The sequence below is a fragment of the Rhodococcus sp. IEGM 1381 genome (genome assembly GCF_030056795.1).
GTDB lineage: Bacteria > Actinomycetota > Actinomycetes > Mycobacteriales > Mycobacteriaceae > Rhodococcoides.
Genome location: NZ_JASHKQ010000009.1, coordinates 147037 through 171835, shown reverse-complemented (window position 1 = coordinate 171835; position 24799 = coordinate 147037). Strand labels below are relative to the sequence as shown.

21 protein-coding genes are annotated in these 24799 nt (G+C 65.9%); 11 read left to right on the top strand and 10 right to left on the bottom strand.

From position 1 onward, the window contains the following. Positions 1-19: 19 nt before the first annotated feature. Positions 20-2002, bottom strand: a complete 1983-nt coding sequence (gene pknB, locus QM797_RS19120) for a Stk1 family PASTA domain-containing Ser/Thr kinase (RefSeq protein ID WP_283277250.1) — start codon at positions 2000-2002, stop codon at positions 20-22. A 185-nt stretch (positions 2003-2187) separates the two neighbouring features. On the opposite strand from pknB, the gene QM797_RS19115 reads away from it, so the two are divergent. Next, positions 2188-2559: an Rv2175c family DNA-binding protein gene (locus QM797_RS19115; protein ID WP_032379055.1), complete on the top strand. Its 372-nt coding sequence runs from the start codon at positions 2188-2190 to the stop codon at positions 2557-2559. Positions 2560-2573: 14 nt separating this feature from the next. On the opposite strand, the gene QM797_RS19110 is transcribed toward QM797_RS19115, so the two are convergent. From QM797_RS19110 to QM797_RS19095, 4 genes are all read right to left on the bottom strand, one after another. Continuing rightward, complete coding sequence (locus QM797_RS19110) at positions 2574-3539, bottom strand: phytoene/squalene synthase family protein (RefSeq protein ID WP_283277229.1); 966 nt, start codon at positions 3537-3539, stop codon at positions 2574-2576. A 10-nt stretch (positions 3540-3549) separates the two neighbouring features. Continuing rightward, a complete protein-coding gene (locus tag QM797_RS19105) occupies positions 3550-5193 on the bottom strand; it encodes an alpha-(1->6)-mannopyranosyltransferase A (RefSeq protein WP_283277228.1) in 1644 nt (547 codons plus the stop codon). 162 nt (positions 5194-5355) lie between these two features. Continuing rightward, a complete protein-coding gene (gene crtI / locus QM797_RS19100; RefSeq protein ID WP_283277227.1) occupies positions 5356-6939 on the bottom strand; it encodes a phytoene desaturase family protein in 1584 nt (527 codons plus the stop codon). An 11-nt stretch (positions 6940-6950) separates the two neighbouring features. Next, complete coding sequence (locus tag QM797_RS19095; protein WP_283277226.1) at positions 6951-8060, bottom strand: polyprenyl synthetase family protein; 1110 nt, start codon at positions 8058-8060, stop codon at positions 6951-6953. 198 nt (positions 8061-8258) lie between these two features. Here QM797_RS19095 and metF point away from each other — a divergent pair, with 198 nt between their 5' ends. Beyond that, the gene (metF, locus tag QM797_RS19090) at positions 8259-9185 is read left to right on the top strand and encodes a methylenetetrahydrofolate reductase [NAD(P)H] (RefSeq protein WP_283277249.1); all 927 of its coding nucleotides are present in this window, start codon (positions 8259-8261) and stop codon (positions 9183-9185) included. Here metF and QM797_RS19085 read toward each other — a convergent pair. The 5 genes from QM797_RS19085 to QM797_RS19065 are packed head-to-tail and all read right to left on the bottom strand — an operon-like array spanning position 9115 to position 14229. Beyond that, positions 9115-10359, bottom strand: a complete 1245-nt coding sequence (locus tag QM797_RS19085) for a glycosyltransferase family 2 protein (protein ID WP_283277225.1) — start codon at positions 10357-10359, stop codon at positions 9115-9117. The genes metF and QM797_RS19085 overlap by 71 nt on opposite strands. Next, on the bottom strand, positions 10356-11111 hold the full coding sequence (locus tag QM797_RS19080) for an LppM family (lipo)protein (protein ID WP_283277224.1): 756 nt from the start codon (positions 11109-11111) through the stop codon (positions 10356-10358). Before QM797_RS19080 ends, QM797_RS19085 begins: the two co-directional genes overlap by 4 nt. A gap of 27 nt (positions 11112-11138) precedes the next feature. Then, a complete protein-coding gene (locus tag QM797_RS19075; protein WP_283277223.1) occupies positions 11139-12002 on the bottom strand; it encodes a carotenoid biosynthesis protein in 864 nt (287 codons plus the stop codon). Beyond that, positions 11999-13606, bottom strand: coding sequence for a phytoene desaturase family protein (locus QM797_RS19070; protein ID WP_283277222.1), 1608 nt, complete (start codon positions 13604-13606; stop codon positions 11999-12001). The genes QM797_RS19075 and QM797_RS19070 overlap by 4 nt, the downstream gene beginning before the upstream one ends. A gap of 5 nt (positions 13607-13611) precedes the next feature. Further along, positions 13612-14229: a GNAT family N-acetyltransferase gene (locus QM797_RS19065; RefSeq protein WP_283277221.1), complete on the bottom strand. Its 618-nt coding sequence runs from the start codon at positions 14227-14229 to the stop codon at positions 13612-13614. A 197-nt stretch (positions 14230-14426) separates the two neighbouring features. On the opposite strand from QM797_RS19065, the gene QM797_RS19060 reads away from it, so the two are divergent. The 9 genes from QM797_RS19060 (at position 14427) to mraY (ending at position 24797) form a co-directional block, all read left to right on the top strand. Then, positions 14427-14882 carry an SAV_6107 family HEPN domain-containing protein gene (locus tag QM797_RS19060; protein WP_283277220.1) on the top strand — a complete coding sequence of 152 codons (456 nt, stop codon included), beginning with the start codon at positions 14427-14429 and terminating at the stop codon, positions 14880-14882. 227 nt (positions 14883-15109) lie between these two features. After that, a complete protein-coding gene (locus tag QM797_RS19055; protein WP_283277219.1) occupies positions 15110-15547 on the top strand; it encodes an SCO2097 family morphological protein in 438 nt (145 codons plus the stop codon). A 518-nt stretch (positions 15548-16065) separates the two neighbouring features. Further along, on the top strand, positions 16066-16497 hold the full coding sequence (gene mraZ, locus QM797_RS19050) for a division/cell wall cluster transcriptional repressor MraZ (RefSeq protein WP_027497352.1): 432 nt from the start codon (positions 16066-16068) through the stop codon (positions 16495-16497). A 219-nt stretch (positions 16498-16716) separates the two neighbouring features. After that, positions 16717-17748, top strand: coding sequence for a 16S rRNA (cytosine(1402)-N(4))-methyltransferase RsmH (rsmH, locus tag QM797_RS19045; RefSeq protein ID WP_283277218.1), 1032 nt, complete (start codon positions 16717-16719; stop codon positions 17746-17748). Further along, positions 17745-18599: a cell division protein FtsL gene (gene ftsL / locus QM797_RS19040; RefSeq protein ID WP_283277217.1), complete on the top strand. Its 855-nt coding sequence runs from the start codon at positions 17745-17747 to the stop codon at positions 18597-18599. Before rsmH ends, ftsL begins: the two co-directional genes overlap by 4 nt. Further along, complete coding sequence (locus tag QM797_RS19035) at positions 18596-20452, top strand: peptidoglycan D,D-transpeptidase FtsI family protein (RefSeq protein ID WP_283277216.1); 1857 nt, start codon at positions 18596-18598, stop codon at positions 20450-20452. Before ftsL ends, QM797_RS19035 begins: the two co-directional genes overlap by 4 nt. Positions 20453-20611: 159 nt before the next feature. Further along, positions 20612-22213: a UDP-N-acetylmuramoyl-L-alanyl-D-glutamate--2,6-diaminopimelate ligase gene (locus QM797_RS19030; protein WP_283277215.1), complete on the top strand. Its 1602-nt coding sequence runs from the start codon at positions 20612-20614 to the stop codon at positions 22211-22213. Beyond that, positions 22210-23715, top strand: a complete 1506-nt coding sequence (locus tag QM797_RS19025) for a UDP-N-acetylmuramoyl-tripeptide--D-alanyl-D-alanine ligase (RefSeq protein WP_283277214.1) — start codon at positions 22210-22212, stop codon at positions 23713-23715. The genes QM797_RS19030 and QM797_RS19025 overlap by 4 nt, the downstream gene beginning before the upstream one ends. Next, a complete protein-coding gene (gene mraY, locus QM797_RS19020; protein WP_283277213.1) occupies positions 23712-24797 on the top strand; it encodes a phospho-N-acetylmuramoyl-pentapeptide-transferase in 1086 nt (361 codons plus the stop codon). Before QM797_RS19025 ends, mraY begins: the two co-directional genes overlap by 4 nt. Positions 24798-24799 lie beyond the last annotated feature (2 nt).

Below are 24799 nucleotides of genomic sequence, written 5' to 3'. Positions count from 1 at the left end.
TCAGGCCGCAACATCCGGCTCAGGGGAGCGAGACGACCATCACCTCGGAGCCCGGTTCCAAATTGGAACCGGCTCCGGGGCTCTGGGTGATCACCAGCGAGCCGTCCGTATCGACTACCTGACGGACGTCGATGGTCAAGCCCAGGGCTGCGAGCGTCGTGCGCGCCGAACCGACCGAACGCCCGAGCAGCGACGGCACGGTGACGGCGTTGGACACTTCGAGCACGGCGGTGCTTCCCGATCTGACCGTCTGCCCGGCTTCCGGCGTCGTTCCGATCGTCTTGCCGCCGTCGGTCTCGTCGTCGAACCTCTCCCGAACCTCGCCGACGGTGATTCCCACAGATTCGAGCGTCGTGCGGGCCTGGTCGACGCTCTGGCCGCGTACGTCGGGCACCTCGACCGGCGGCGCGCCTTTGCTGCGCAGTACCGTCACCGAGCTTCCGGTGGTCAGGACAGTGCCGGGCGGTGGGTCCAGTGCTGCGACCCCGCCGATGGGAGCGGTGGTGCTGAAGGCCTCGCCGCCGTCGACGGGAGTGAAGGTCCGGTCTCGCAGTTGCTGTTCCATATCGGCGACGGACGCGCTCGCGTCGATCGAGGGGACACTCGGGCTACCCAGTGACACCAGCAGAAACACTGTGTCGCCCTTGGCGATTCGCGATCCGCCGGTGGGGTCGGTGCCGATGAGAAGGTCGGTGTCCACGGAGTCCGAGTAGGTTCCGCGCACCGCAGCTTGCAGCCCGGCGGCCTCGACGGCGCTGGTGGCACCGGTGGTGTCGAGCCCGTCGACCATCGGGACGGCGGTGTAACGACCTGACCCCATCCACCAGCCGCCGAAGCCGACGAGCACGGCGAGGAGGGCGACGACAAGGAGCCAGATGACGATCACTCGACGCGAGCGCTGTCGATCTGCCTCGAAGTCCGGGAAACGGTACTGCCCTCGGCCCGTCGCAGGTGGATCGGCGGGCGGCGCATAGTCGTCCTCCGGGCTGTATTCGACACCTCGTGAGGTCGGTGACGTCACCACCCTGGTGTGCTGCACCCCGTGTTGCGGGGGCGGGGGCGGAGAATCCTGGACCACCTGGGTGCGAGCGGACGGAGCACGATCACCGGCCACCGTCGTCGGTGCTCCTGCGGCGGCGGAGCTCAGATGCTCGGCCGATCGCTTCGGCGCGGGTACTCGATAGTCCGGCAGCGCCAGTGCCGACGCGGCCCCGCGCAGCGCGCGCGCCATGTCGTCGGCGTTGCGGTACCGGTGTTCCGGGGCGCGGACGGTCGCGTGCTGGACCACGTCGTCGAACTGCGGCGGAACGCCCGCAATGAAGGTGGAGGGGAGCGGTACGTCGTTGTCGATGCGCTGATAGGCGATGGACAGCGAGGTGTCGCCGGTGAACGGGGTGCGTCCGGTCAGCAGCTCGAAAAGCACGATCCCGACGCCGTAGACGTCGCTGCTCGCGGACGCCGAGCCGGTGGTGACCTGCTCGGGAGACAGGTACGCGGCGGTGCCCAGAATCACACTGCTGGACGTGACCGTGGAGGCTGCGATGGCGCGCACGAGTCCGAAATCGGCGATCTTCACGTCGCCGTCGTCACTGATCAGAATGTTCTCGGGTTTGATGTCGCGGTGCACCAACCCTGCTCGGTGGGCGACCGCGAGCGCCTCGAGAACCGGCCGCACGACGGCGACCGCCGCGTGCGGTGGCATCGGGCCACGCTCACGCAGGAGCTCACGCAGAGTCCCGCCCTCGACGAGTTCCATGACCAGGAAGGCGTGCTCGCCGTCCCGCCCGTGGTCGTAGACAGCGACGAGGCCCGGATGGCTGAGCCTGGCCACGGCCCGTGCCTCGAACTCGAATCGCTGGACGAACTGCGGATCCTCGGCGAACTTCGGATCCATGATCTTCACCGCGACCGGGCGATCGAGCCTGGTGTCGAGGCCGCGATAGACCGTCGACATACCGCCCCGTGCGATCGGTCCGTCGATACGGTATCGACGATCGAGCATCGAACCCGGTATCACCGAACCTCCTCTCGTCGTCCACTGCTCTGGTTACTGTGCTGTCCGCTTCGGTGCCGGACCTACGACGCCGATCGTATCGGTGCGTCGACCGGCCATCGGCGATCGTCTTGCTCTCCCTGCCGGTCTGCCGTTTTTGAAGTCTGGACGCCGGACCCGTTAACGTTACCTGCGTGAGTGCCATTCCCTATGCCGACGACGTGCTCGATCCGTCGGTGTCTCTGCTGCAGTTCGCCGACGTCGCGAAGATCCTCGACGTTCCCAAGACCCGTGTCGAGCAGCTCGTTCGAGATCGCCAGCTGCTGGCTCTGAAGCGTTCGCGTGTGCCCGGTGTTCCCGAGCAGTTCCTCGACGCGAGGACGGGCACCATCGTCAAAGGTCTGCCCGGCTTGTTGGCCGTGCTGCACGACGGCGGCTACGAGGACGAAGAAATCCTGCGGTGGCTGTTCACCGAGGACGAGAGCTTGCCCGGCGCGCCCGTGGCCGCACTGCACGGCGATCTGATGCGCGAAGTGATCAGGCGCGCACAGGCCATGGCCTTCTAGCGGACCATGGCCTTCTAGCGGACGGTCGCGCGCTTGAAGCCGGTGACGGCGAACTGTGGAAGTGCGATTCGGGCCCGAGTCCACTGCGGCACCGTTGCCCGCTGGGAAAGCACACGATAGCCCTGCGACTCGACCTCGTCCAGAATCCGGCCGTAGAGGATCGACGCCGTACGCATCGACGGACGCACGCGCGGGTCGAGCATGTCGATACCGGCATCGGACGTGCGATAGATCGAGCGGGTGACGGCGATCAGGTGCGCGAGAGCACGGGTGACCCGGGCATCGACACGGCCCGTCGTGCGACACCAGCGCAGCAGTTCTTCGTCGACTCCGAAGGCAGCCAGCTCGTCGGTGGGGAGATAGATTCGATCGCGATCGAGGTCCTCGCCCATGTCCCGGATGAAGTTCGTCAGCTGGAACGCCTCGCCCAGGGCCGCGGCAGGAGGCTCGGCCTCGGACCGTTCGACGACGGTTCCCAGGATCGGCAACATCTGCAGGCCGATGACCGCGGCGGAGCCGTACATGTATTCGCGCAGTTGTTCCATCGTCCGGTAACGCGAGACGAACACATCGCTGCCCGGAATGTCCATGCGCATCGAGTGCATGAACGCGAAGAAGTAGTCGTGCGGAATGTCGTACCGCACCACGGTGTCGCACAGTGCGCTCAATACCTGGTCGGTGACGCTGTGTGGCAACGGCTTTCCGGCCAAGGCGTCGCGCACTCGGGATTCGATCACGTCGAGTTCGACGATGCGGCGAGCGTTGAGCTCGTCCGATCCGACGGCGATATCGGTGCCTTCGAGGTCGACGATGTCGTCTACCATGCGGGCGAATCCGTACAGCGCGTGCACTGCTGCGCGCTTGTCGGTGGGCAGCAGGCGGGTGGCGAGGAAGTAGGTCTTACCGTGCTGGGCGTTGAGCTCGCGACAGATTCGATACGCCTCGTGCAGCGCCGGATCGATGTCGTCCAGTTCTTTCATCGCGAAAACCTCATGACGTGGACTCGTCTCCGGTCGGTTCGGATGCAGTGTTCTTGGGAGCGTTCGGCACGGCACGGTGTTCCCTGGATCGGTCCGATCGCAAACGCAGTGGGTCGACGCGCGTCAACGCGAGGGCGGCAACCACGGCCGCGATGACGGCCAGCGCCACGTGCACGATGTTGTACAGGCCGATGGCACCGTCGGGTTGGAAGACGAGCATGAGCCATGTCGACAGACCGGTCAGGACCATGAGCGTCGTTCGAGACAGGGCGAAGCCGGCGGCGATCGCCAGCGGCCACGAGTAGTACCAGGGCAGGGCAGCGGGGGAGAGAACGACCGTGGCGACGAGGGCGATCAGGATGCCCTTGACGGCGTTTCGCTCGGACTTGCGGCCCCACCACCAGGCTGCAGCGAGGATCACCACCAGGGCGATCGAGCACAGCAGCCGCATGACGTAGAGAACCGGGTCCAGTCGAAGATCGAGGAACCATGAGGTACCGACGGTCACCAGGTGCGCGAGAATCGTGGGCAGCGAGAGCCAGTTGATGATTTTCGCCGATCCCGAGAGCGCTGTCAGCCACCCGATTCCCACGCCGGCGACCACGGAGGACACCGCGAACACCGCAACGAAGACCGAGGCTCCGATACCTGCGGTCTTCGCGAACACCAGCACCGGTGTGGGCGGCGTTCGGCCTTCGGCGCGGGCCTTGTCCCGTACGTGCAACATCCAGATCCAGACCAGGAAGGGCAGTGCCAGGCCGGCGGTTGCCTTGATCGCCACCGCTATCGCCACCAGCGCGATGCCGGCCACGTGGCGATGTTCGAGGGCCAACACGATGCCGGCCGTCATCAGGCCCACCATGAGCAACTCGTTGTGCACCCCGCCGATCAGGTGGATCAGCACCAGGGGGTTGAGTACCGCGAGCCACACAGCAGTGGTCGCTCGACCGCCGAGGTGCTTGGCCAGCCGCGGAACCGCCCACATCATCAGAGCCAAACCGGGCAGCATGGTCAGGCGCAGGAGCATGGTCCCGGCGATGACGTTGTCGCCCGTCAACGTGGTGATACCGCGCCCGAGTAGCAGGAACAGGGGACCGTAGGGGGCTGTCGTCGTGGTCCAGACATTGCTGACGTTGTCGAGCAGAACCCCTGGATTGGCAACGGGACCAACGCCGTACGGATCGAAACCGTCACGGAGCAGGGCACCCTGAGCCAGGTAGGAGTAGGCGTCGCGACTGAACATCGGTACCGACAGCAACAGCGGTGCAGTCCATGCCGGAACGATCCACCTCAGTTCGCCGACCGTGGTGCGTCCGTGCAGGGTCGCGCGCCCGAGCCGGACCCAGGCGGTGATCATCAGAAGTACGCCGACCCAGACGATGATGGTCGACAGTACGAATCCGTGGCCGAATCGCAGCCACGACAGGTGCATCTCCTCGAGGAGCGGATCGCGTCGGCGCACGCTACCCGCGCCGAACCCGCCGAACGTGATGCAGACGGCCCCGACGACACCGAGGATTGCCGCTTTGCCCTCCGGGCTGCGGAGAAAGTTACCCGTGGCTGTCATTCTCGACGGTCGTGGTGAGGTCGACGACGCCGAGGCGTCGTTCGACGATCGATCCTCGGAGGTGGAGTGCGACGAAATCGAAGACATTGCCGCCTACTCCTCCTCTGCAACGAATGTGTTTTGTTCGCGATCTACATCTGAAGCCGATGCGTTTTCGCCGGTCGCCGAACGATCATGGTCGCAGCAATGAACGCGACCGGCAAACGATCGCGTTCAGCTTAGTTGGTCGATGCAGTGAATCGAGCGAAGCTACCGCCCGGAGCGTCCTGTCACCCGCTCGGCGGCGAGCTTCCCCGACACCAGAACCGTCGGAACGCCCACGCCCGGCGTCGTGCCGGAGCCGGCGAGAACCACGTTGTCGAGTCCGGCGACCATGTTCTTGCGTCGGAACGGCCCGGTCTGCCGGAACACGTGAGCGGACGAGAACGGCGACCCTTCGATCATGCCCTTCTGCGCCCAGGTCTCGGGTGTGTCTATGTGGTCGACTACGAACCCGTCCAGAAGTCCCGTGTACCCGCGACCCTCCATCGTCGTCAGTATTTCGCGGAGGTAGGGCTGCGCCAATTCCGCCCACGCCAGTGGAGCGCTGTCCAGATTGGGACACGGTGCCAATATCGACACCGGCTCACTGCGGACACCGTCGCGCACCACTTCGAGGTTCGGATCGCTCACCGAAGGCCGGGTGATGAGCAACGAGGGATCGGCCATCAACGATCCCTTGCCCGCCTTGGCGGTGATCCTTCGGAACGTCTCGGCCCATTCGTCGCCGAAGTCGATGGTGTGATGCGCGCGCGCGGGCCAGTTCGCGGTCTGTTCGACGGGGACGGTTCCGTGCGCGACGACCGCCGACGGTGAAACGACGCCGTAGCCGTTGCGCCTGCCCTTCTTCGACACCGACGCCCGGTCCAGGAGTCGATCGACCACGGGCAGGTCGGCGGTGAGAACGAGTGCGTCGCAGGCGATTCGATGGCCGGTCGCGGTCAGCACGGAATCGGCACGGCCGCGGTCGACGGTGATGTCGACGATCTCGGTGCCGAGGTCGAGTGTTCCGCCCGCGGTGACGAACGCGTCGGCCATGGCCCTGGCGATGGCCGCCATGCCGCCCTCGGGGAAGAAGACGCCGAGGGACGTGTCCATGTGTGCGATAGCGCCGTAGACCGCGAGAGCCTTCTGCGGTGCCATGCCTGCGTAGAGCGCTTGAAAGGTGAACACGCGTCGCAGCCGGGTGTCCTTCAGGAACCGATCGACACGCGGTCCGAGCCGACCGAAGCCGCCCAGCTTGGTCAGCGTGGCGGTGTCGCGAATAGCAGCCTTCGAGCCCACGAGATCGAGTGGGGAATCGAAGTTCGAGTCGATGTACCGGTCGAATTCGGCATCGAAGATGTCGGCCAGCCACCGACGCAGGTTGCGGTATCCCTGCGCCTCGGCGGGCCCGCAGGTCCGTTCCACCTCGGCCGCCATCGCCTCCGGGTCCGAGTAGACATCGATCGACGTACCGTCGGCGTACCGCGTGTGATACGACGGCGACAGGGCCGTGAGCCGGATCTGCGGTGTCGTCGACTCGAAATCGGCACCCACTGCCGCCAGGGCCTCGAGCACCAGGTTGGGCATGGTCAACACGCTTGCGCCGTTGTCGATGTCGTACAGATGCGAGCCGTCGGTGTCGGACACCGGATATACCCCGACTCGGCCGCCCACGGTCTCGTCTCGTTCGACGATGGTGACCTTCTTGCCTGCTCCGAGCAGATGCAGACCGGCAGCCAATCCAGCCAATCCAGCTCCTACCACCACGACCCGGTCGGTGGGTCCGGTGACCGTGCGAATCGAAGACATGACGCTCACTTTCAGTACTGCCGCTTGATTGCGGCGGTTGCCATGGCGCGCAGATGCGCGGCAGCGATCGGCTCGATCGAACTGCTGTCGAGGGCCGCGACCGCCCGAGCGCCGAGCTCGTCGATCTGCCGTTCGACGGCGTCGACTGCTCCTAGTTCGACCAGAATCGAACGCATATCGGCCACTGCATCGGCATCGAGTTCGGTTCCGAGGCTGGCCCGGATCGTGGCTGCAAGATCGGGCCGGTTCTCGTCGGCTTGCCTCAGCGCCGACGCGATGAGCACGGTGCGCTTGCCCTCGGTGATGTCGTCGCCCGACGGTTTGCCGGTTACCTCGGGATCGCCGAACACTCCGAGCAGGTCGTCGCGCAATTGGAACGCGATCCCGATGTCGGCCCCGAAGCTGCGATACGCAGCGATCAGGTCTTCGTCTGCATCCGCCAGAACTGCGCCGAGGTGCAGTGGTCGTTCCACCGTGTATGCGGCGGTCTTGAAGCGATTGACCCGCATCGCAGCCGCCACCCCTTCGTCGGTGCCTGCTTCGGCCTCGATATCGAGGAGTTGGCCACCCAGAACCTCGGTGCGCATGGCCGACCACACCGGCTGGGCCCGGCGCGCGGCGTCGTCGTCGATGCCCGACTCGCGGAGCAGATCGTCGGCCCAGCACAGGGCGAGATCACCGACGAGGATGGCGGCCGACTCGCCGAAATGGTCGGAGGAGCCGGACCAGCCCGCGTCCCGATGCCGTCGGGCAAAGCCGACGTGCACGGTCGGAAAGCCGCGGCGGGTGCTGGACGAATCGATGATGTCGTCGTGGATCAGGGCGCAGGCCTGAATCAGTTCGAGCGCCGAGCAGGCGCGAAGCACTGCGTCGGACCGCGAACCGGTGGGTTCGCCACCCGCACCGAGCCACGCCGTCCAGGCGAACGCGGGGCGCATGCGCTTGCCGCCGCGCAGCACGAACGCTTCGAGATCTGCCACGGCTGCGGGGTAGCCACCGCCGACGGTGTCGACGACCTCGCGGCGCGTGGCGAAGAACTCGGCGAGCTTCGCGTCCACGGCAGCGCGAAGCGCCTCCGGTCCGAGTGCAGCGGTGGGGGTGTCGACGACGGGCGAGGACAAGTCTCCGGACAGGACGATCCTCCAAGGTGTGCGGTGGGTGCGTCGGAATGTGGTTCCCAGACTAGTAGCCGTCCACAGCCACGCGCCGACGTGCAGCGAACACCGACGCCCGGGAGGCCTGACGGGCTGTGCCGACGCGCAACCTATGATCTTCGGGTGAGCGAAGAATCCGTCCGGGGGCGGGCGAGCCGAGGGTTCGTGACGAAGACGCCGTCCATCGTCGACCGACTGCGCAGTGAACCGGAAGCCAGAATCCCGTTCTCTGTCGAGTTCTCGCCGCCGCGCGATGCTGCAGCCGAGGCCAGGTTGTGGCGTGCAGTTCGTGAGTTCGAGCAGCTCGCGCCCGCCTTCGTGTCGATGACATACGGTGCCGGAGGCTCGACGCGTGATCGGACGGTGCGCGTCACCGGACAGATTGCGGAGGAGACCACGCTGCTGCCCGTGGCGCATCTCACTGCTGTTTCACACAGTGTCGACGAGTTGCGGTCGATGGTGGGGTCCTACGCCGACCGCGGCATCACCAACATCCTCGTGCTGCGCGGAGACCCTCCAGGCGATCCACTCGGTGACTGGGCGAAGCATCCCGACGGAGTCGAGTACGCGGAGGAACTCGTTCGGTTGGTGCGCGATCTCGGCGACTTCCACGTCGGAGTGGCGTCGTTCCCCGAAGGACACCACCGCGCCGACGACCTCGAACAGGACACCAAGTGCCTGGTCGGCAAGCTCCGTGCCGGGGCCGAGTACTCGATCACCCAGATGTTCTTCGATGTGGACGACTATCTGCGGCTGCGCGATCGCGTGTCTGCGTACGACGCCGAGCAGGGTGCCAAACCGATCATCCCCGAGATCATGCCCATCACATCACTCCGGTCGGTTCGCCGGATGCTCGAGCTCTCGGGCACCACGCTGCCGTCCTCTCTGGACGAGAAGTTCACTCGCGCAGCCGGATCCGGGCCCGAAGAGGACCGCGCCGCCGTCCGAGAGGTGGGCATCGAACTCGCCACGAACATCGGCGAGCGGTTGATCTCCGAAGGTGCACCCGGATTGCACTTCATCACGTTGAACTTTGCCCGCGCCACCCGTGAGGTGTTGTGCAACCTGGGGCTCGCCCCCGCGCGGGTGTAGTCGCGTCAGCGCTGGGCGAGGGCGAGGGACGCGACTTCCACGTCAACGATCCGCGTTGCCTGCGGACGTGGGATTCCGCGACGAGTCCGGTGAAGGCGAGAATCGACACCGGATGCAGTACCGCGGCGAGCACATCGTCGACGCCGAACCGCGGTCCCGATTCACCTCGGCGGCAGGCCATTCGAGACACGGTGCCCGCGAGGTATCCGGACCAGCCGAGCCGACGCACGGATCCTGAGGCCGTGAGTGCCGCTATCGGCGGCACCAGGTAGATCGCGGCCGACGCCAATGTTGCGGTGACCGAACCGACCGGGCCGCCGAACTCGTTCCACAGCCACCGGCTGTACCCGGATCGAAGGTCGGTAGCCGAGTCGTACATCCGGCAGCTGACGAAGCCTGTTCCCGACACCACCGCCGTCGACATGCCTCGGCGGCGGAGGATGCGTGCCAGATCGAGATCTTCGGTTGCGCTGGCCGCGACGCGGCCGTGGCCCCCGATGGCGCGATAAGCGGCGGCGTCGAATGCCATGAACTGACCACAGGCCACCGCCATCGAGGGCAGCAGCGTCGAGTTGGCCAGCGGCACGGGAAGAGTGGACATCCAGGACCACGCGAGCAGCGGTTGAACGAGTCGCTCGGCGACACTGCCGACCAGCTGTTCGGGCCACGGGCACAGCAGCGCCGCATCGCGGCGTCGCAGCGCCCCGGCAGCGGCCGCCACTGCACCGGGCGCGAGTCGTACGTCGGCGTCGACGAACATGATCAGCGACGCCTGTGCGTCGCCTTCGTCGGCCAGTCTTGCCAGCTCGGCGCACGCGGCGGCCTTGCCGGTCCAGCCGGCAGGGGGAGCGGCATCCGAGGTCACGACGCGAATCCTCGGGTCACCGGCGGCGGCCGTGCGGGCAGCCGACGCCGTTCCATCGCTGGAGTCGTCGTCGAGGACGATGACCTGCAGGTCGGTGCACGATCGTTGACGGGTGAGATCGCCGATCAACAAGGGCAGTGTCGCTACCTCGTTGCGGGCGGGAATGCAGACGACGATGCGTTCGGCGATGTCACGATCCGGAGTACGCAAGCCGGGCGTGAATCGCAGATTGAACAGCGACACTGCAGCCGAGGCCGTTGCCAGGACGGCAGCGGTCGCTGTCGTTCGTGCGAGGAGTCGGTCGGTCACACCGACGTTCTGTCGGTCGGACTGTCCGCCTCGGGTCCGCGCGGCTGCCGATTGCGCAGCGGTGGGTTGCGCGAGACCCAGGCCATGGCTCCGATGATGGCCGCGACGCCGACGGTCACTCCACCGACGATGCCTGCCCAGCCGGCGAAGCTCCTGGTATTGGGATCGGGATAGTTGACCTCGGCGCGCACCGACGTCACTTCGCCTGCAGGCAACTTCCAGGAGATGGAGTTGTCGCTCTCGCGGGTGCCGTTCGTCGTTCCGATGCGGGCCGGAAATGCAATGGTGAACTGCACGTCCGAACCCTGAGCCGGAACCGAGGACAGGTCGGCGTCGCCCGCCAAGGTGACGGTGTCACCCGATCGCTGAAGCTCCAGCTGGAACGATCCGGCGGCGTTCTGGAAGATGGAGCCGAGCGTCTGCACATCGCCGAACGAGAGATCGTCGAAAATGGCCTGTGAGCCGACGTATCCGTCCTGGTTGTACGGCTCGACCCGCACCTTGTCCTCGATCGAGGACGGAACCACCAGCTCCGGGCCGGTATCGGAGTCGGAGGTCGGCACACTGGCCGCCACGATCTGGCCCGCCACCCGATCGTTCGCCGAGACCCCCATCGTGACCTGGACCCGTAGGCACCCGGCCAGCATCGGCGCGACCAGCAGAGCCAGTGCGACCACCGAGAGAACTCTGCGGCGGTGGGTTCGGTGAGATGTTCGCGATGTCGACTGCACAGCGATATCGTGCCAGGGCATCGAGCCGATGTCAGTCGGCAGGGGTTGTCAGCGAGGCGTGTCGGTACCGAGACCGGAGACTGCTGCGCGCGATCGTGGGCGACGCGCGCGGCCGCGGCCGCCGATCCACACCAGCGGTATGCCGACCGCGCCCATCGCGAGGAACCCGTACACCGCCGAGAATCGGAGTTCCGGACCGTCGAGGAATACGGCGTGCGCGAGTGCCGACCCGAGCCACGTCCACAGGAACAGCCCGATCGGTACCGCATCGTCGGACGTGTGCAGCCGGGTGTCGGACGGGCGAGGGGATCCGATGGCACGGTCGAGCGACTCCATGACCGCCGCCATCAACGTGGCCACCACCAGCCAGCCGAGGTAGTTGGTCAGGGGGATGGACGGCACCCCCGGCAGGCCGACGGCACCGGCCGTCCACGTCCATTGGCCGTCGGTGACCATCTGCGGATCGAGATAGAGGTCCCAGCCGACCATGCCCACCGCTACCGCAGCGATCCGGAGGCCGGCGGCGCGGACCTGTGTCGTGTCGAGACGGCGAACGACGTAGCTCACCGCGCACCAGATCGGGTAGAAACCGGCCGTCCAGGCCAGCGGGACCACCACGGGCACCTCGAACAGGCTGGGGCCCAAGCGATTCTGTGCGTAGAAGTATTCGCCGAAAGGGATGCCGGTGGCGGTGCCCACCAGTTCGGATGCGAACCCGGTGCCTGCCGTCACGAGAACCAGAACGGTGGCCCACACCGCTCCTCGGTGCAGTACGGCATGCAGGATCGACGCGAGTGCGAGCAGCGCGACCACGGCCACCGTTACCGCGTCTCGAGTCGACCCCGACACCAGTGGGTAGACGATCTGGCAGCCGACAGCGGCGACCGCCACGACGATCGGTGCAACCCTCATGCTCGCCTCCTTCGGAAGAACTCCCGACGGCGTCCGGCGCGGGCGTCGGCGATCGCGATTCGTGCGGCAGACCGACCACTGGCCGCGGTGACCCCGCCGCCGGGATGGGTGGATGCGCCGGTGAGATACAGGCCGTCCGCCCCCGGGACTCGATGACCGGCCAGTTGCGGGTGTGGCCGCCACATCATCATCTGGTCCAGAGACATGTCCAGGTGCATGATGTTGCCTCCGATCAGCCCGAGCTCTCGCTCGATGTCGGGCGGAGACTGGACGTGTCTGTCCAGCACTGCACCGGCGAACCCGGGTGCGTATCGATCCATCTCGGCTACGATCCGGTCCGCCTCGAACTCGGCCAACGAGCGTTGACCCGGGACGTCCGAACGCCATCGTCTGCCGTCGGCGAGAGTGTGCGGATGCCACTGCGACCACAGCGAGATCTGATGCTGTCCCGGCGGCGAGATGGTGGGGTCGATGGCACTGAACGACATTCCCAGCACGGCCGGAGTCGGAGGCAGATCACCGGCGAGTGCATGGCCGTGCGCCAGGCGCAGCTGGCTGCGGTCGCGGACCAGCAGCGCAAGGCCGTGGGTGCCGTCCTCGATTCGGTCGGCACTGGGATATACCGGAAGGGCGTCGGTGGCCAGCCGGACCGCAGTACCGAGTCCCGGTCCCACTCGAATCGTGCTGCGCCACCGTGCGATCTGCGCCGCGTCGTGCCCACCGTCGGCGAGCAGGTCGAGTGTGGTCAAGATATGACATCCGGCAACGACGACTCGGCTGTCGATCTCCCGGCCCGACGCGGTCCTGGTGGTCCAGCCGTACGGACGGCGTACGAGAGTGGTCACGGCGTCGCCGAGGGTGAGCTCGGCCCCGTCCCGCTGTAGCCGGGCGATCATCGCCTCGGTCAGCGCACCACTTCCGCCGACGGCGCGTCCTGGCGGAAGGGTGTGCATGAGAGCGGCGAAACCGACCATCGGTGCGGTACCCGGCTCGGACATCGGCGGCCCCGACTGCGCACCGAACCACGCCAGCGCGGCCTTGAGGCGTTCGCTCGAGAACATCTCGTCCAACAACGAATCACCGGTGGCGAGGAATTCGCGGGAGAGCATGCTGCCCCCGTCCGGAGCCCCGAGGCCCCAGAAGGAGCGGAGCAGCTTCGCACCGGTCGGCGGCCCGCTGAACGCGCGCATGGTTCGTTCACTACGGGGACCCCAGACCGAGACGAACGTGCGATAAGCGCGGGCGTCCGCGGCCCCGCACGCGGCGGCGATGGAGTCGCAGGTGCGATCGAGACTGCGATGGAAGACGATGGCGCGCTCATCGGTGTCGACGGCCCCCGGTGCGAACGCCCAGGGATCGCAGTCGATGTAGCGCAGGCCGAACTGTGCGAGGTCGAGCTCCTCGATGATGCCGGTGTGGCGAATCATGATGTGCGCCGACGAACCGCGGTCCACGCGGTGTCCGGGAAAGCGCTCCACGGTGGATACTGCGCCACCGGCCACGGTGTCGCGTTCGAGAACCTCGACAGACCACCCGGCATCGGTCAGGTAGCAGGCGGAGGTCAGGGCGTTATGGCCGGAGCCCACCACCACAGCATCGATCACATCTTTCAGGCTACTGGCCCGTCCAGCGGCAACCGGCGACCCAGGACGGCGAAGGGCCGTCGATCGCCCGCGAACCTGAAGTCCCGCAGCACGTCCGCAAAGCCCAGCCGCCGATAGAGCCGCCAGGCCCGGTTGTCCTCTCGCGCCACCTCGGGTGTGGACAACATCACGTTGTCCGCGCTCACACCGTCGAGCAACCGACGGCACAATCGCCCGCCGAGGCCATATCCCTGAGCGCTCGGTAGGACGTGGAGCTCGGTCAGCTCGAAGTAGTCCCCCAACGCGTTCTCGACACTGTGCGGAGGGTGCCCCGAGCGGCGCAATCCGTCGCGAACCTGTTGATGCCACCACTGATGGGGCGCACCGTGGTAGCCGTAGGCAACTGCGACCAGTGAATCCGGCTGGTTCGGGTCGGAGCTCGGGAGCAGCGCTCCGACCGCCCGCCAGCCAGGACGGTGCAGATGTTCCCTCCACATCGGCGCCCGGCTCTGCTCGGTTCCGCGTGGGTAACCCATGGCTTCGACGTAGATCGACAGTGCTTCGAGCAGGCGCAGGCGAAATTCTGGGGGCGTCAGATCGACCAGGTACGGCGTTGTCCGCGCATCGGTGACGACTGTCCTCAACCTTTCTTCGGAAACTTGTCGGTAGGCACAGCTATATTGAAAAACGTCGAACGGGTGTTCGATGATCGGGGCCGAGTGCGCCGGTGGCTTCGACTCGAATCAGGGGGTCGAATACTCCGGAGTTCGACTGTAAGGCTTCGTCACGGTTCCGGGCGCGTCAGGTACGCACCGGAGATTCGAACTGGAGGTGTTCGAGTATGACGATCACGAAGGCATTCGATGCCGGCGTGCGGTCGCCGGTGCCGCGTCAGGCCCGGGTTCTGCTCGGTCGGGCCGATGCTCTGTTGTCCGAGTCGATCGGGGAGAGCGACGCGGGTGATCGGTTTCTCGGGAGCTACGCCGCGGCGCTCAAAGGAGCGGCAGCAGTACTGGCGTCGTTGCCGAACTCGATCGGTGCGCGCCCGCGCTCGCGCAACGCGTGGGTGTTGATGGTGAAGGCAGCACCCGAACTCGCCGTCTGGTCGGACTACTTCGCGTCGTTCTCGGCCACCCGCGCCGCGGTCGAAGCGGGTGCGTCGAGAACGGTCGCCGATCTCGATGCCGACGATTTCTACCGGCATGTGAGTCGTTTTCTGAACTCGGTCGACGATCGACTCGGCGGTCAGTCGCGGTTCGCCTCCGTCGATCCGATGGCCACACCGTTGTCGGCATAGATCATCTAACTGGTCGACGGGCGTGAACTGCCACGTCACGCGGTGTTCGGCCGCAGTTTCCGGGACGCCCGTCTCGAAAACTTCGGCGTTTCTCAGGAACACATCGTGCGAGTAGGTGGTAAGCAGCGGATTCAGCTCGTATCATCGTCAGTAGGTAGCCGCCAAGGTCAGCTTCCCGTCGTTTCTCAACCGAAACGACCTTCAATATCAGTGCAGGGGGAGGTACCGTGCCACTCTCCGAGCACGAGCAGCGCATGCTCGATCAGATCGAGAGCGCTCTCTACGCCGAGGATCCCAAGTTCGCGTCTCATGTGAGAGGCGGCCGCGTTCGCGCGGCGTCGAGCAGGAGGCGCTTTCAGGCTGCCGCGCTGTTCGTCGTGGGACTCGTGTTGCTCGTCGCCGGTGTTGCTTTGTCGACGAACAGCTTGGCTTTTCTCGTCGTCAGTCTCATCGGCTTTTTGTTCATGTTCGGTGCCGGGGCACTGTTTCTGTTCGGCGGCTCCAAGAAGGGAGCCGCAGCGACGCCGGACGAAGGTGGCACAACCAACAGTGCTGCCGAAACCCCCGGTCGTGGTGCCGGGCAGAAACCGAAGGGTGGCCGCAAAGGCGGCAGCTTCACCTCTCGCATGGAAGATCGGTTCCGAAAGAGGTTCGAGCAGGACTGAGTCGACCGGGTTCCGAATAGCCCGCCCGATACCGGTTCGCTCCCACAACTTCACGCGTCACGCACAGCAGCACCTCACCTTCGGGTGGGGTGCTGCTGTCGTTTCTGCCGTGATCGGACCACGTGCTGCGGCCGCCTCTGTCACACCGCCGTCGGCCACCCGATGCGAACGGTCGTAGCCGGGCGGATGTTGGGCCGCGTCCCCACTTCACCCCACGATCAGCAAAAGTCCCCACTTCTCCCCACCTGAACACCATTGAGCCGTTCAAGGCGGTGCCGCTTCGCCGCCGGTGGTGTGAAAAGCCTGGTCATGCCGCCGAATAGCATGACTTTGGGTGCTCTTCGTCTGATCGGGGCGACTTTCGATGGTCGGGTGCTGATCGTCAATTCGAGCAGTCTTGCTGTCTCTGAGCTGCGAAAATGTGTTGTCGCTCAAAGTTTTCGCTCGGTGAATGGTTCGAAGTGGGGGAGAGTGGGGTAAAGTGGTCCGCAGCGGAGAGTCGAGGCTGGAGGTGGCGAGTGTTTCTCGGTACCTACACGCCGAAGCTCGACGACAAGGGTCGACTGACGTTGCCGGCCAAGTTTCGGGACGCGCTTGCAGGAGGTGTCATGGTGAGCAAGGGGCAGGATTTCAGCCTCGCGGTCTACACCGCGGCAGACTTCGCAGAGCGGTCTCGGAAGCTGACGGCGGCGTCTCGTGCCAACCCGAAAGCCCGCGCTTACGTTCGTCAGTTCTTTTCGGGAACCGATGAGCAACGGCCGGACGGACAGGGACGTATCACCATCAGCCCAGAGCACCGTCGCTACGCGGGACTCGAACGAAACTGCGTGGTGATCGGTTCGATGGACTTCATCGAAATCTGGAACGACGAAGCATGGGCCCGTTACTCCGCTGAAAACGAGCAGGACTTCTCCGACGCATTCGACGAATCCCTCGGAGGAATCTTGTAACCCGCTCAGGTCGCCTGCGAGTGCAGCGAGGCCTCTGCCCGATCAGAACCCTGACGTTCTTCCCCAACGCCAGGTTTCGCAGATCAGGACCCTGACGTTCTTCCCCAACGCCAGGTTCCCTATCGGACAGGGACCTCGAAGCATTCGCACCGGCGTCCGTGGGCAACCCGCACGGCCCGGACCCGGGCGAGACGTACGCACGCACGACCGGGAGGAACCATGACGGAGGGCGACGGGCGGGACGAGAGCGCATCGTCCGACGACCGACCCGATCGTCGATCCGCGGGTCCGCTGCACGTACCGGTTCGACTGGGCCGCGCCGACGAATTACTCGGCCCCGCAATCGATTCCGCAGACGGCACCCGCGTCATGATCGACGCGACCCTGGGACTGGGCGGTCACGCCGAACATTTCCTCCGAACCTATCCACACCTGCACCTCATCGGGCTCGATCGCGATCCCGACGCACTCCGACTCGCCGGATCCCGGTTGGCCCCATTCGCCGATCGAATAACGTTGGTACACACGACTTACGACGGCATTGCCGAGGCACTCGACGAAGCCGGTCTGCCGGCACTCGAATCCGTCCATGCCATCCTGTTCGATCTCGGAGTGTCGTCGATGCAGCTGGACGAGTCCGATCGCGGGTTCGCCTATTCCGTCGACGCGCCGCTGGACATGCGGATGAATCCGACGGTGGGCATCACCGCCGCCGACGTGTTGAACACCTACTCGCACGGCGACATTGCGCGGGTCCTCAGCACCTACGGCGAAGAGCGATTCGCCGGCAAGATCGCCTCCGCTGTTCTGCGACGACGTGCGCACACGCCGTTCACCACGAGTGGTCCGTTGGTCGAACTGCTCTACGCCGCAATCCCGGCCGCGACGCGGCGCACCGGTGGGCACCCGGCGAAGCGCACCTTTCAAGCGCTGCGTATCGAGGTCAACGGCGAGCTCGACTCGTTGAAGTCTGCGGTGCCTGCCGGGCTCGACGCCTTGGCTGTCGGTGGCCGGGTGGTCTTCATGTCGTATCAGTCGCTCGAGGACCGAGTCGTCAAGCAGGAGTTGGCCCCTCGGATCAAATCCCGTAGCCCCGAGGGGCTACCGGTCGAGCTTCCCGGAATGGGTCCGGAGTTTCGGCTCCTGACCAGAGGTGCCGAGCGTGCCTCGGATGAAGAAATCGACGTCAACCCACGTTCGGCTCCGGTGAGATTGCGCGCCGCCGAACGGATTGCAAGGAGAGCGGAATGACGGTTCCAGGCACAACCGTTGGAACACAACGCAATCGGGTTCCCGCACCGCGGCACAGGGTCGTTCCGCAGGCTCCACTCTCGCGCCCTGAACGTACGGGTAAGGGCGGTGGACGATCCGGTGCCGCTCTTCGTGCGTACGAGCGCAGGCAGCAGCGCGTCTCGATCCACACGTCGGACTCCGCTCGTGGTTCCGGCTCTCGTCGGTCCATCGACGGAGGTGCTATCGCTGCGCGAATTCCATTCGTCGCCTTGATCATCGGCTTGCTCGCCCTCGGGCTCGGCTTGACGTTGTTGCTGACCACACGGTCTGCCGGCGACTCCTATGACCTCAGCGCCGCCAAGGCCGTCAACACCGAGCTTGCTCAGCAACGGGCGTCCCTGCAGAAGGACGTCGAGTTGGCGGAATCCGCCCCCGAGTTGGCCCGCAGGGCCGCCGGGCTGGGAATGGTCCCGGCCAAGAATCCTGCGCGCTTGATCGTCGCACCCGACGGCGGCGTACAGGTCGTGGGTACCCCGGCTCCGGCCGACGGTGCGCCGGTTGCTCCGCTCGATCCGGTAGCTCCCACCGCTGCAGGCGAGGGCACCGTCCCCACTGCGGGAACACAGTCGCAGCAACAGACGCCGCGCAGCGCATCGCAGCCCAACCGGACGTCGGGCACGGTCGACACTCGTGCCGCCACGCCGAGTGCAAGCAATGGCGCTGGAAACACCGCGCTTGCTGAACAATTCATTCCCATGAGCATCCCCTCGCTCGAGACACCGTCGGCCGAAGCCCCCTCGGCAGCTACCACGTCGTCCGCTACCCCTGCGGCTCCGGCCACCGAAGAAGCCGCGGGTGACGGGCAGTGACCAGGCCTACGCCTGCTCCGAGTCGACGGCCACCGAGCCGAAAGCGTCTCGACTCCTCCACTTTTCGGTTCCGTCACGGAACCGGCAAAATTCTGATGTACGTGGCGCTGGCCGTCGCGGCAGTGCAATTGTTGTGGATTCAGGGTTTCGACGGTCCGAGACTGTCGGCCGAGTCGGCGTCGCAGCGCACCACCACCCTCGTCGATCCCGCGATGCGCGGGTCGATTCTCGATCGCAACGGAAATCCGATCGCCTTCACGATGGAGGCGAAAGCGCTGACGTTCCAGCCGGTTCGGGTCCGTAAGGAACTCGACGAAGCCAGGGCGAAAGATCCCACTGCGCCGGAGACCGAGCAATACCTCGAGGACATCGCCGCGCGGATCCACAACGATCTCGGCGACGTGATCAGCGAGAAGGATCTGCTCGCGAAACTGAAGAGCAACGACGAATTCACCTATCTGGCGCGGGGTGTCGACGCCACCGTGGCGTCGAAGATCAGTGCGGATTTCAAGCAGGTCGGGCTGGAGCGCCAGGACATTCGGGAGTATCCGGGCGGATCTCTGGCCGCCAACATCGTCGGTGCCACCGGTTGGGATGGACACGGTCTGCTCGGCCTGGAGGATTCGCTCGACGCGACGTTGGCCGGGACCGACGGTTCGCAGACCTACGACCGTGGGTCCGACGGTGCCGTCATTCCCGGCAGCTGGCGTGACAAGCAGCCTGCGGTCAACGGTTCCAGCGTCGAACTGACAATCGATGCAGACCTTCAGTACTACGTGCAGCAGCAGGTGCAGTTGGCGAAGGACCTGTCCGGAGCCAAGAACGCGTCTGCCTATGTGCAGGATTCGCGGACCGGTGAAGTGCTGGCGATGTCGAACGACAACACCTTCAACGCCGGTATCGGTGTCGGTAACAACGAGCGCACCAAGGAGATGGGCAATCTGCCCGTCACCACTCCGTTCGAGCCGGGCTCGGTCAACAAGATCATCACCGCGGCTGCGGCCATCGAATACGGACTCACCACGCCGGACGAGGTACTTCAGGTCCCGGGCAGCATCTTCATGTCCGGTGTGTCGGTCAAGGACGCGTGGGAACACGGTGTCGCGCCGTACACCTCGACCGGCGTGTTCGGTAAGTCCTCCAATGTCGGCACGCTGATGCTGGCGCAACGCGTCGGCGAGGACCGATACGCCGACATGCTCAGCAGGTTCGGCCTCGGCCAGCGCAGTGACGTCGGTCTGCCGAACGAGAGCGCGGGAAGCGTGCCCAGTCGGGATCAATGGTCCGGCGGCACGTTCGCCAACCTTCCGATCGGTCAGGGCCTGTCGATGACGCTGCTGCAGATGACCGGGATGTACCAGGCGATCGCCAACGACGGCGTCCGCATCCCCCCGCGCATCGTCGAGGCGACGGTGGACGCCAACGGTCAGCGGACCGAGACCCAGCAGCCGGACGGGGTGTATGTGGTCAGCCCCGATACCGCGAAGACGGTTCGCAACATGTTCCGTTCCGTCACCCAGGACGACACGGGTAACCAGCGCGGGACGGGAGTGGCAGCCGGCGTCGAGGGCTACCAGATCAGTGGCAAGACCGGTACGGCTCAGCAGGTCGATCCGGAATGCAAGTGCTATTCCAACTCGAACTACTGGATCACGTTCGCGGGTATCGCGCCCGCCGACGATCCTCGCTACGTGATCGGCATCATGCTCGACGCCCCGACACGCAGCGCCGACGGCTCCGGCGGTCAGTCGGCAGCCCCTCTTTTCCACAACATCGCCAGCTGGATGCTGCAGCGGGACAGCGTGCCCATGTCGGCAGACCCCGGACCCAAGCTGGTTCTGCAGGCAGACTGAGTTCCGAACCCTCCGGTCCTTCGAGTCGGGGCGGCAACATCGCGATCCCGGTCGCCGGTAATCTGACACATCGGTTCGGGCGCGTTATTTCGGCCGCCGCCGCGGCGTGATCGAGCCGGGGCAGGCGCGCGCCCTGCAGTAGAGAGGAAGGGAGCAGGAGTGACTGTCTCAGCGGATTCACAACCGGCTCCGGGTTCACGTCCGGCGCATCCACCGCACACCGAGGTGTCCGAGGTGGCGTCCGCGGCTGGAGCCACGATCGGTGCCGGAGACCCCGCAGGCGTGCGCGTGACCGGCATCGATCTCCGAGCGCAGTCCGTGCTGTCCGGCGATCTCTTCGCGGCGTTGCCCGGTTCGTCTCGCCACGGAGCCGAATTCGCCGCGGACGCGGTCGGCCGCGGTGCCGTGGCAGTTCTCACCGACCCCGCCGGACTCGACATCGTGGTGCGCGCCCTCGCCGGCGTCGACCGACAGGTTCCGGTACTCGTGCACGATCGTCCGCGGCAGGTGTTGGGTGCGGTGTCGGCGCTGATCTACGGCAATCCCTCGTCGAAGATGACCGTCGTCGGAATCACCGGTACATCGGGAAAGACGACGACGTCGTATCTGGTCGAGGCAGGCCTGACGGCCACCGGTCGTCGGTGTGGGTTGATCGGCACCATCGAGACACGCGTCGCAGGTCGGTACGTACCGAGCGCACTCACCACGCCCGAGGCACCGCAGTTGCACGCGCTGTTCGCCGTGATGGTGGAAGAGGGCGTCGACACCGTGGTGATGGAAGTGTCCTCGCACGCGTTGTCTCTGGGCCGAGTCGATGGAACCCGCTTCGCGGTCGGAGCGTTCACCAATCTTTCCCAGGACCATCTCGATTTTCACGACTCGCTCGAGGATTACTTCTTGGCCAAGAGCCGGCTGTTCGCGGCCGACTCTGCCGTCCGCGCCGATACCGCGGTCGTCTGTGTCGACGATGCGTGGGGTGTGCGGATGGCAGACATCGCTCGCGCTGCCGGTTCGACGGTGGTGACCGTATCGACCGGTGACGATTCCCAGTGGACGGTGTCGGACTGGGCCAAGCACGACGACGGTACGCAGTCGTTCGTCGTCGCCGATCCGAACGGTCTCTCACTGCCGGTCTCGGTTCGACTCCCGGGTCGCTACAACGTGGCGAATGCCGTGCTCGCGTTGGCGACCTGCGCGGCGGCCGGTGTGGACGTGCCGAAGGCTGCGGCGGGGCTCGCGGCGGTCGACGTGCCGGGACGCGTACAGCGCATCGATCGGGGTCAGAACTTCCTGGCCGTGGTGGACTACGCACACAAGCCCGCGGCCGTCGAGGCCGTGCTGGCGACGCTGCGTGAATCCTCCCGTGGACGGATTGCGGTCGTACTCGGAGCAGGCGGAGACCGCGACACCGTCAAGCGCCCGCTGATGGGTGCGGCCGGGGCGCGCGGCGCCGATCTCCTCGTGGTGACCGACGACAACCCGCGCAGCGAGGACCCGGCCGCCATTCGGCAGGCCGTGGAAGACGGAGCGCTGTCGGTGCCCGACGATGTTCGTGGTGAAGTCAGAAATGTGGCAGGCCGCGCGGCGGCGATCGAACAGGCCGTGGTGTGGGCGCGCGAAGGGGACGTTGTGTTGATCGCAGGAAAAGGGCACGAGACCGGCCAGGAGGTCGCAGGGGTGAAACACCCGTTCGACGACAGAGTGGTAGTCGCCTCGGCAATCGACGCGCGGTTGGTCGGCACGGGCGCGGGCGTACTGTGATCCCGCTGACGATGGGCCGCATCGCCGAGATCGTCGGAGGCACACTGCACGACGTGTCGGATCGGACGGTCGTGGTGCCAGGGCCGGTGGAGTTCGATTCCCGCAAGGTGACCCCCGGCAGTATCTTCCTGGCCCTTCCCGGAGCCAAGGTGGACGGTCACGACCATGCCGCCGACGCGGTTGCCGCAGGTGCGGCGCTGGTGCTGGCCGCGCGTCCGGTGGGCGTACCGGCCGTGGTCGTCCGTCCGGTCCCGCACGACAGTCGTGCAATGGCGCTCGAGAACGACCCTGACGGTTCCGGTTCGGCAGTGTTGACCGCACTTGGAGCTCTGGCCCGGGCCTCGGTGCTCGAGTTGACCGCCGAGCACGGCCTGACCGTCGTCGGCGTGACGGGATCGTCGGGAAAGACCTCCACCAAGGATCTGATCTCTGCGGTTCTCGAGCCCCTGGGCTCGGTGGTGGCCCCGCCCGGGTCGTTCAACAACGAACTCGGCCACCCGTGGACGGCTTTGCGGGCAGACGCCGATACCGACTTCCTCTGTCTCGAACTGTCGGCAAGGGGAATCGGGCACATCGCCGAACTCGCCGAGCTCGCGCCGCCGCGGATCGGGGTGGTGCTCAACGTGGGCACGGCGCACCTGGGCGAATTCGGGTCACGTGCGGCCATCGCGTTGGCCAAGGGCGAACTCGTCGAAGCGCTGCCGAGTGCCGCCGACGGGGGAGTCGCGATTCTCAACATCGACGATCGTCTGGTTGCCGAGATGGCAACGCGCACAACGGCATCTGTCGTTACGGTGGGACGCAGCGCCGATGCGGACGTCAGGGCGGTCGACGTGCAGGTCGATACCGACGCCCGCGCGTCCTTCACCCTCGAATGCGCGGCGGGGACAGCAGCGATCACCCTGGCCGTGCACGGTGAGCATCAGGTCGGCAACGCGCTCGCGGCAGCGGCCGTCGCGCTCGAATGCGGAGCAACGTTGGCGCAGGTGGCCGACGCGTTGTCGACTGCTGTTCCGACGTCCATCAGACGGATGGACGTGCGTACTCGCGCCGACGGGGTCACCGTCGTCAACGATTCCTACAATGCCAATCCCGATTCGATGCGTGCCGCACTCAAGGCCCTGGTCTCGATGTCGCGCCGTGACGACGGGCCCAAGCGCCGCAGCTGGGCGGTGCTCGGGGAGATGGGCGAACTGGGCGCCGACTCGGTGGTCGAACACGACGCGATCGGCAGGCTGGCCGTTCGACTGGACGTCGATCGGTTGATCATCGTCGACTCGGGACGTCCCACTCGGGCGCTGCATCAAGGGGCGGTCATGGAAGGTTCGTGGGGCGAGGAGTCGATGCTCGTACCCGACCGCGAGTCGGCGATCGCGGTGCTCCTCGAAGAGGTGCGTCCCGGTGACATCGTTCTGGTGAAGGCGTCGCAGTCCGGGGCAATGTGGACAGTCGCCGACGCCGTTCTGGCCGAGTCGCGCGCCCTCGCGGAGGACGAGCAGTGAGGCAGATTCTGTTCGCCGGCGGCATTGCGCTCGCCGTCGCGATTCTGTTGACCCCGATACTGATCAAGACCTTCTCGAAACAGGGCTTCGGTCAAGAGATTCGAGTGGAAGGTCCGGCGAGTCACCAGTCCAAGCGCGGTACGCCCACGATGGGCGGCGTGGCAATTCTCATCGGAATCTGGGCCGGTTACTGGGGCTCTCACCTGATCGGGATCGGGTACGACGCCGACGGTCCGTCGGCCTCGGCTCTTCTCGTCCTCGGATTGACGACGGTGCTCGGTCTCGTCGGCTTCCTCGACGACTTCATCAAGATCCGCAAACAGCGCAACCTGGGTCTGAACGCCACCGGTAAGTACGTCGGTCAGATAACGGCGGCCGTGCTGTTCGCGATTCTGGTACTGCAGTTCCGCAGCGACAGCGGGCTCACTCCCGGCAGTACTCAGCTTTCCTACGTTCGAGACATTGCCACCTGGTCGATGTCCGCTCTCGTGTTCGTGTTCTTCGTCTGCCTACTGGTGATCGCGTGGTCCAATTCGGTCAATCTCACCGACGGCCTCGACGGCCTTGCCGCCGGGTCGATGACGTTGGTGCTCGGTGCCTACACCGTCATCACGTTCTGGCAGTATCGGCAAGCCTGCGCCGGCCCCGCCGGGCCTGCCCCCGGATGCTACGACGTTCGAGACCCCCTCGACCTGGCTCTGGTCTGCGCCTCCGCTGCCGGCGCATGCATCGGTTTCCTGTGGTGGAACGCTGCGCCGGCCAAGATCTTCATGGGTGATACCGGATCTCTCGCCCTCGGCGGCCTGATCGCAGGACTGTCGGTGGTGACCAAGACCGAGCTGATCATGGTGGTCATCGGCGCGTTGTTCGTCGCCGAGGCCGCGTCGGTCGTCATCCAGGTAGCGGTGTTCCGCTCCAGTCGCCGACGCGTGTTCCGCATGGCCCCGTTCCATCATCACTTCGAGCTGGCTGGATGGGCGGAGACCACGGTGATCATCCGGTTCTGGTTGCTGGCCGCCATCGCGTCGGCTGTCGGACTCGCCCTGTTCTACAGCGAGTACCTTGCTGCTGTCGGCGGATAGGG

Excerpts from the sequence above, each read along its gene's own strand:
- pknB (WP_283277250.1), bottom strand. The coding sequence starts at position 2,002 with ATGCTCGATCGTCGATACCGTATCGACGGACCGATCGCACGGGGCGGT.
- QM797_RS19110 (WP_283277229.1), bottom strand. The coding sequence starts at position 3,539 with ATGAAAGAACTGGACGACATCGATCCGGCGCTGCACGAGGCGTATCGA.
- QM797_RS19105 (WP_283277228.1), bottom strand. The coding sequence starts at position 5,193 with ATGTCTTCGATTTCGTCGCACTCCACCTCCGAGGATCGATCGTCGAAC.
- crtI (WP_283277227.1), bottom strand. The coding sequence starts at position 6,939 with ATGTCTTCGATTCGCACGGTCACCGGACCCACCGACCGGGTCGTGGTG.
- QM797_RS19080 (WP_283277224.1), bottom strand. The coding sequence starts at position 11,111 with ATGCCCTGGCACGATATCGCTGTGCAGTCGACATCGCGAACATCTCAC.
- QM797_RS19075 (WP_283277223.1), bottom strand. The coding sequence starts at position 12,002 with ATGAGGGTTGCACCGATCGTCGTGGCGGTCGCCGCTGTCGGCTGCCAG.
- QM797_RS19060 (WP_283277220.1), top strand. The coding sequence starts at position 14,427 with ATGACGATCACGAAGGCATTCGATGCCGGCGTGCGGTCGCCGGTGCCG.
- rsmH (WP_283277218.1), top strand. The coding sequence starts at position 16,717 with ATGACGGAGGGCGACGGGCGGGACGAGAGCGCATCGTCCGACGACCGA.
- ftsL (WP_283277217.1), top strand. The coding sequence starts at position 17,745 with ATGACGGTTCCAGGCACAACCGTTGGAACACAACGCAATCGGGTTCCC.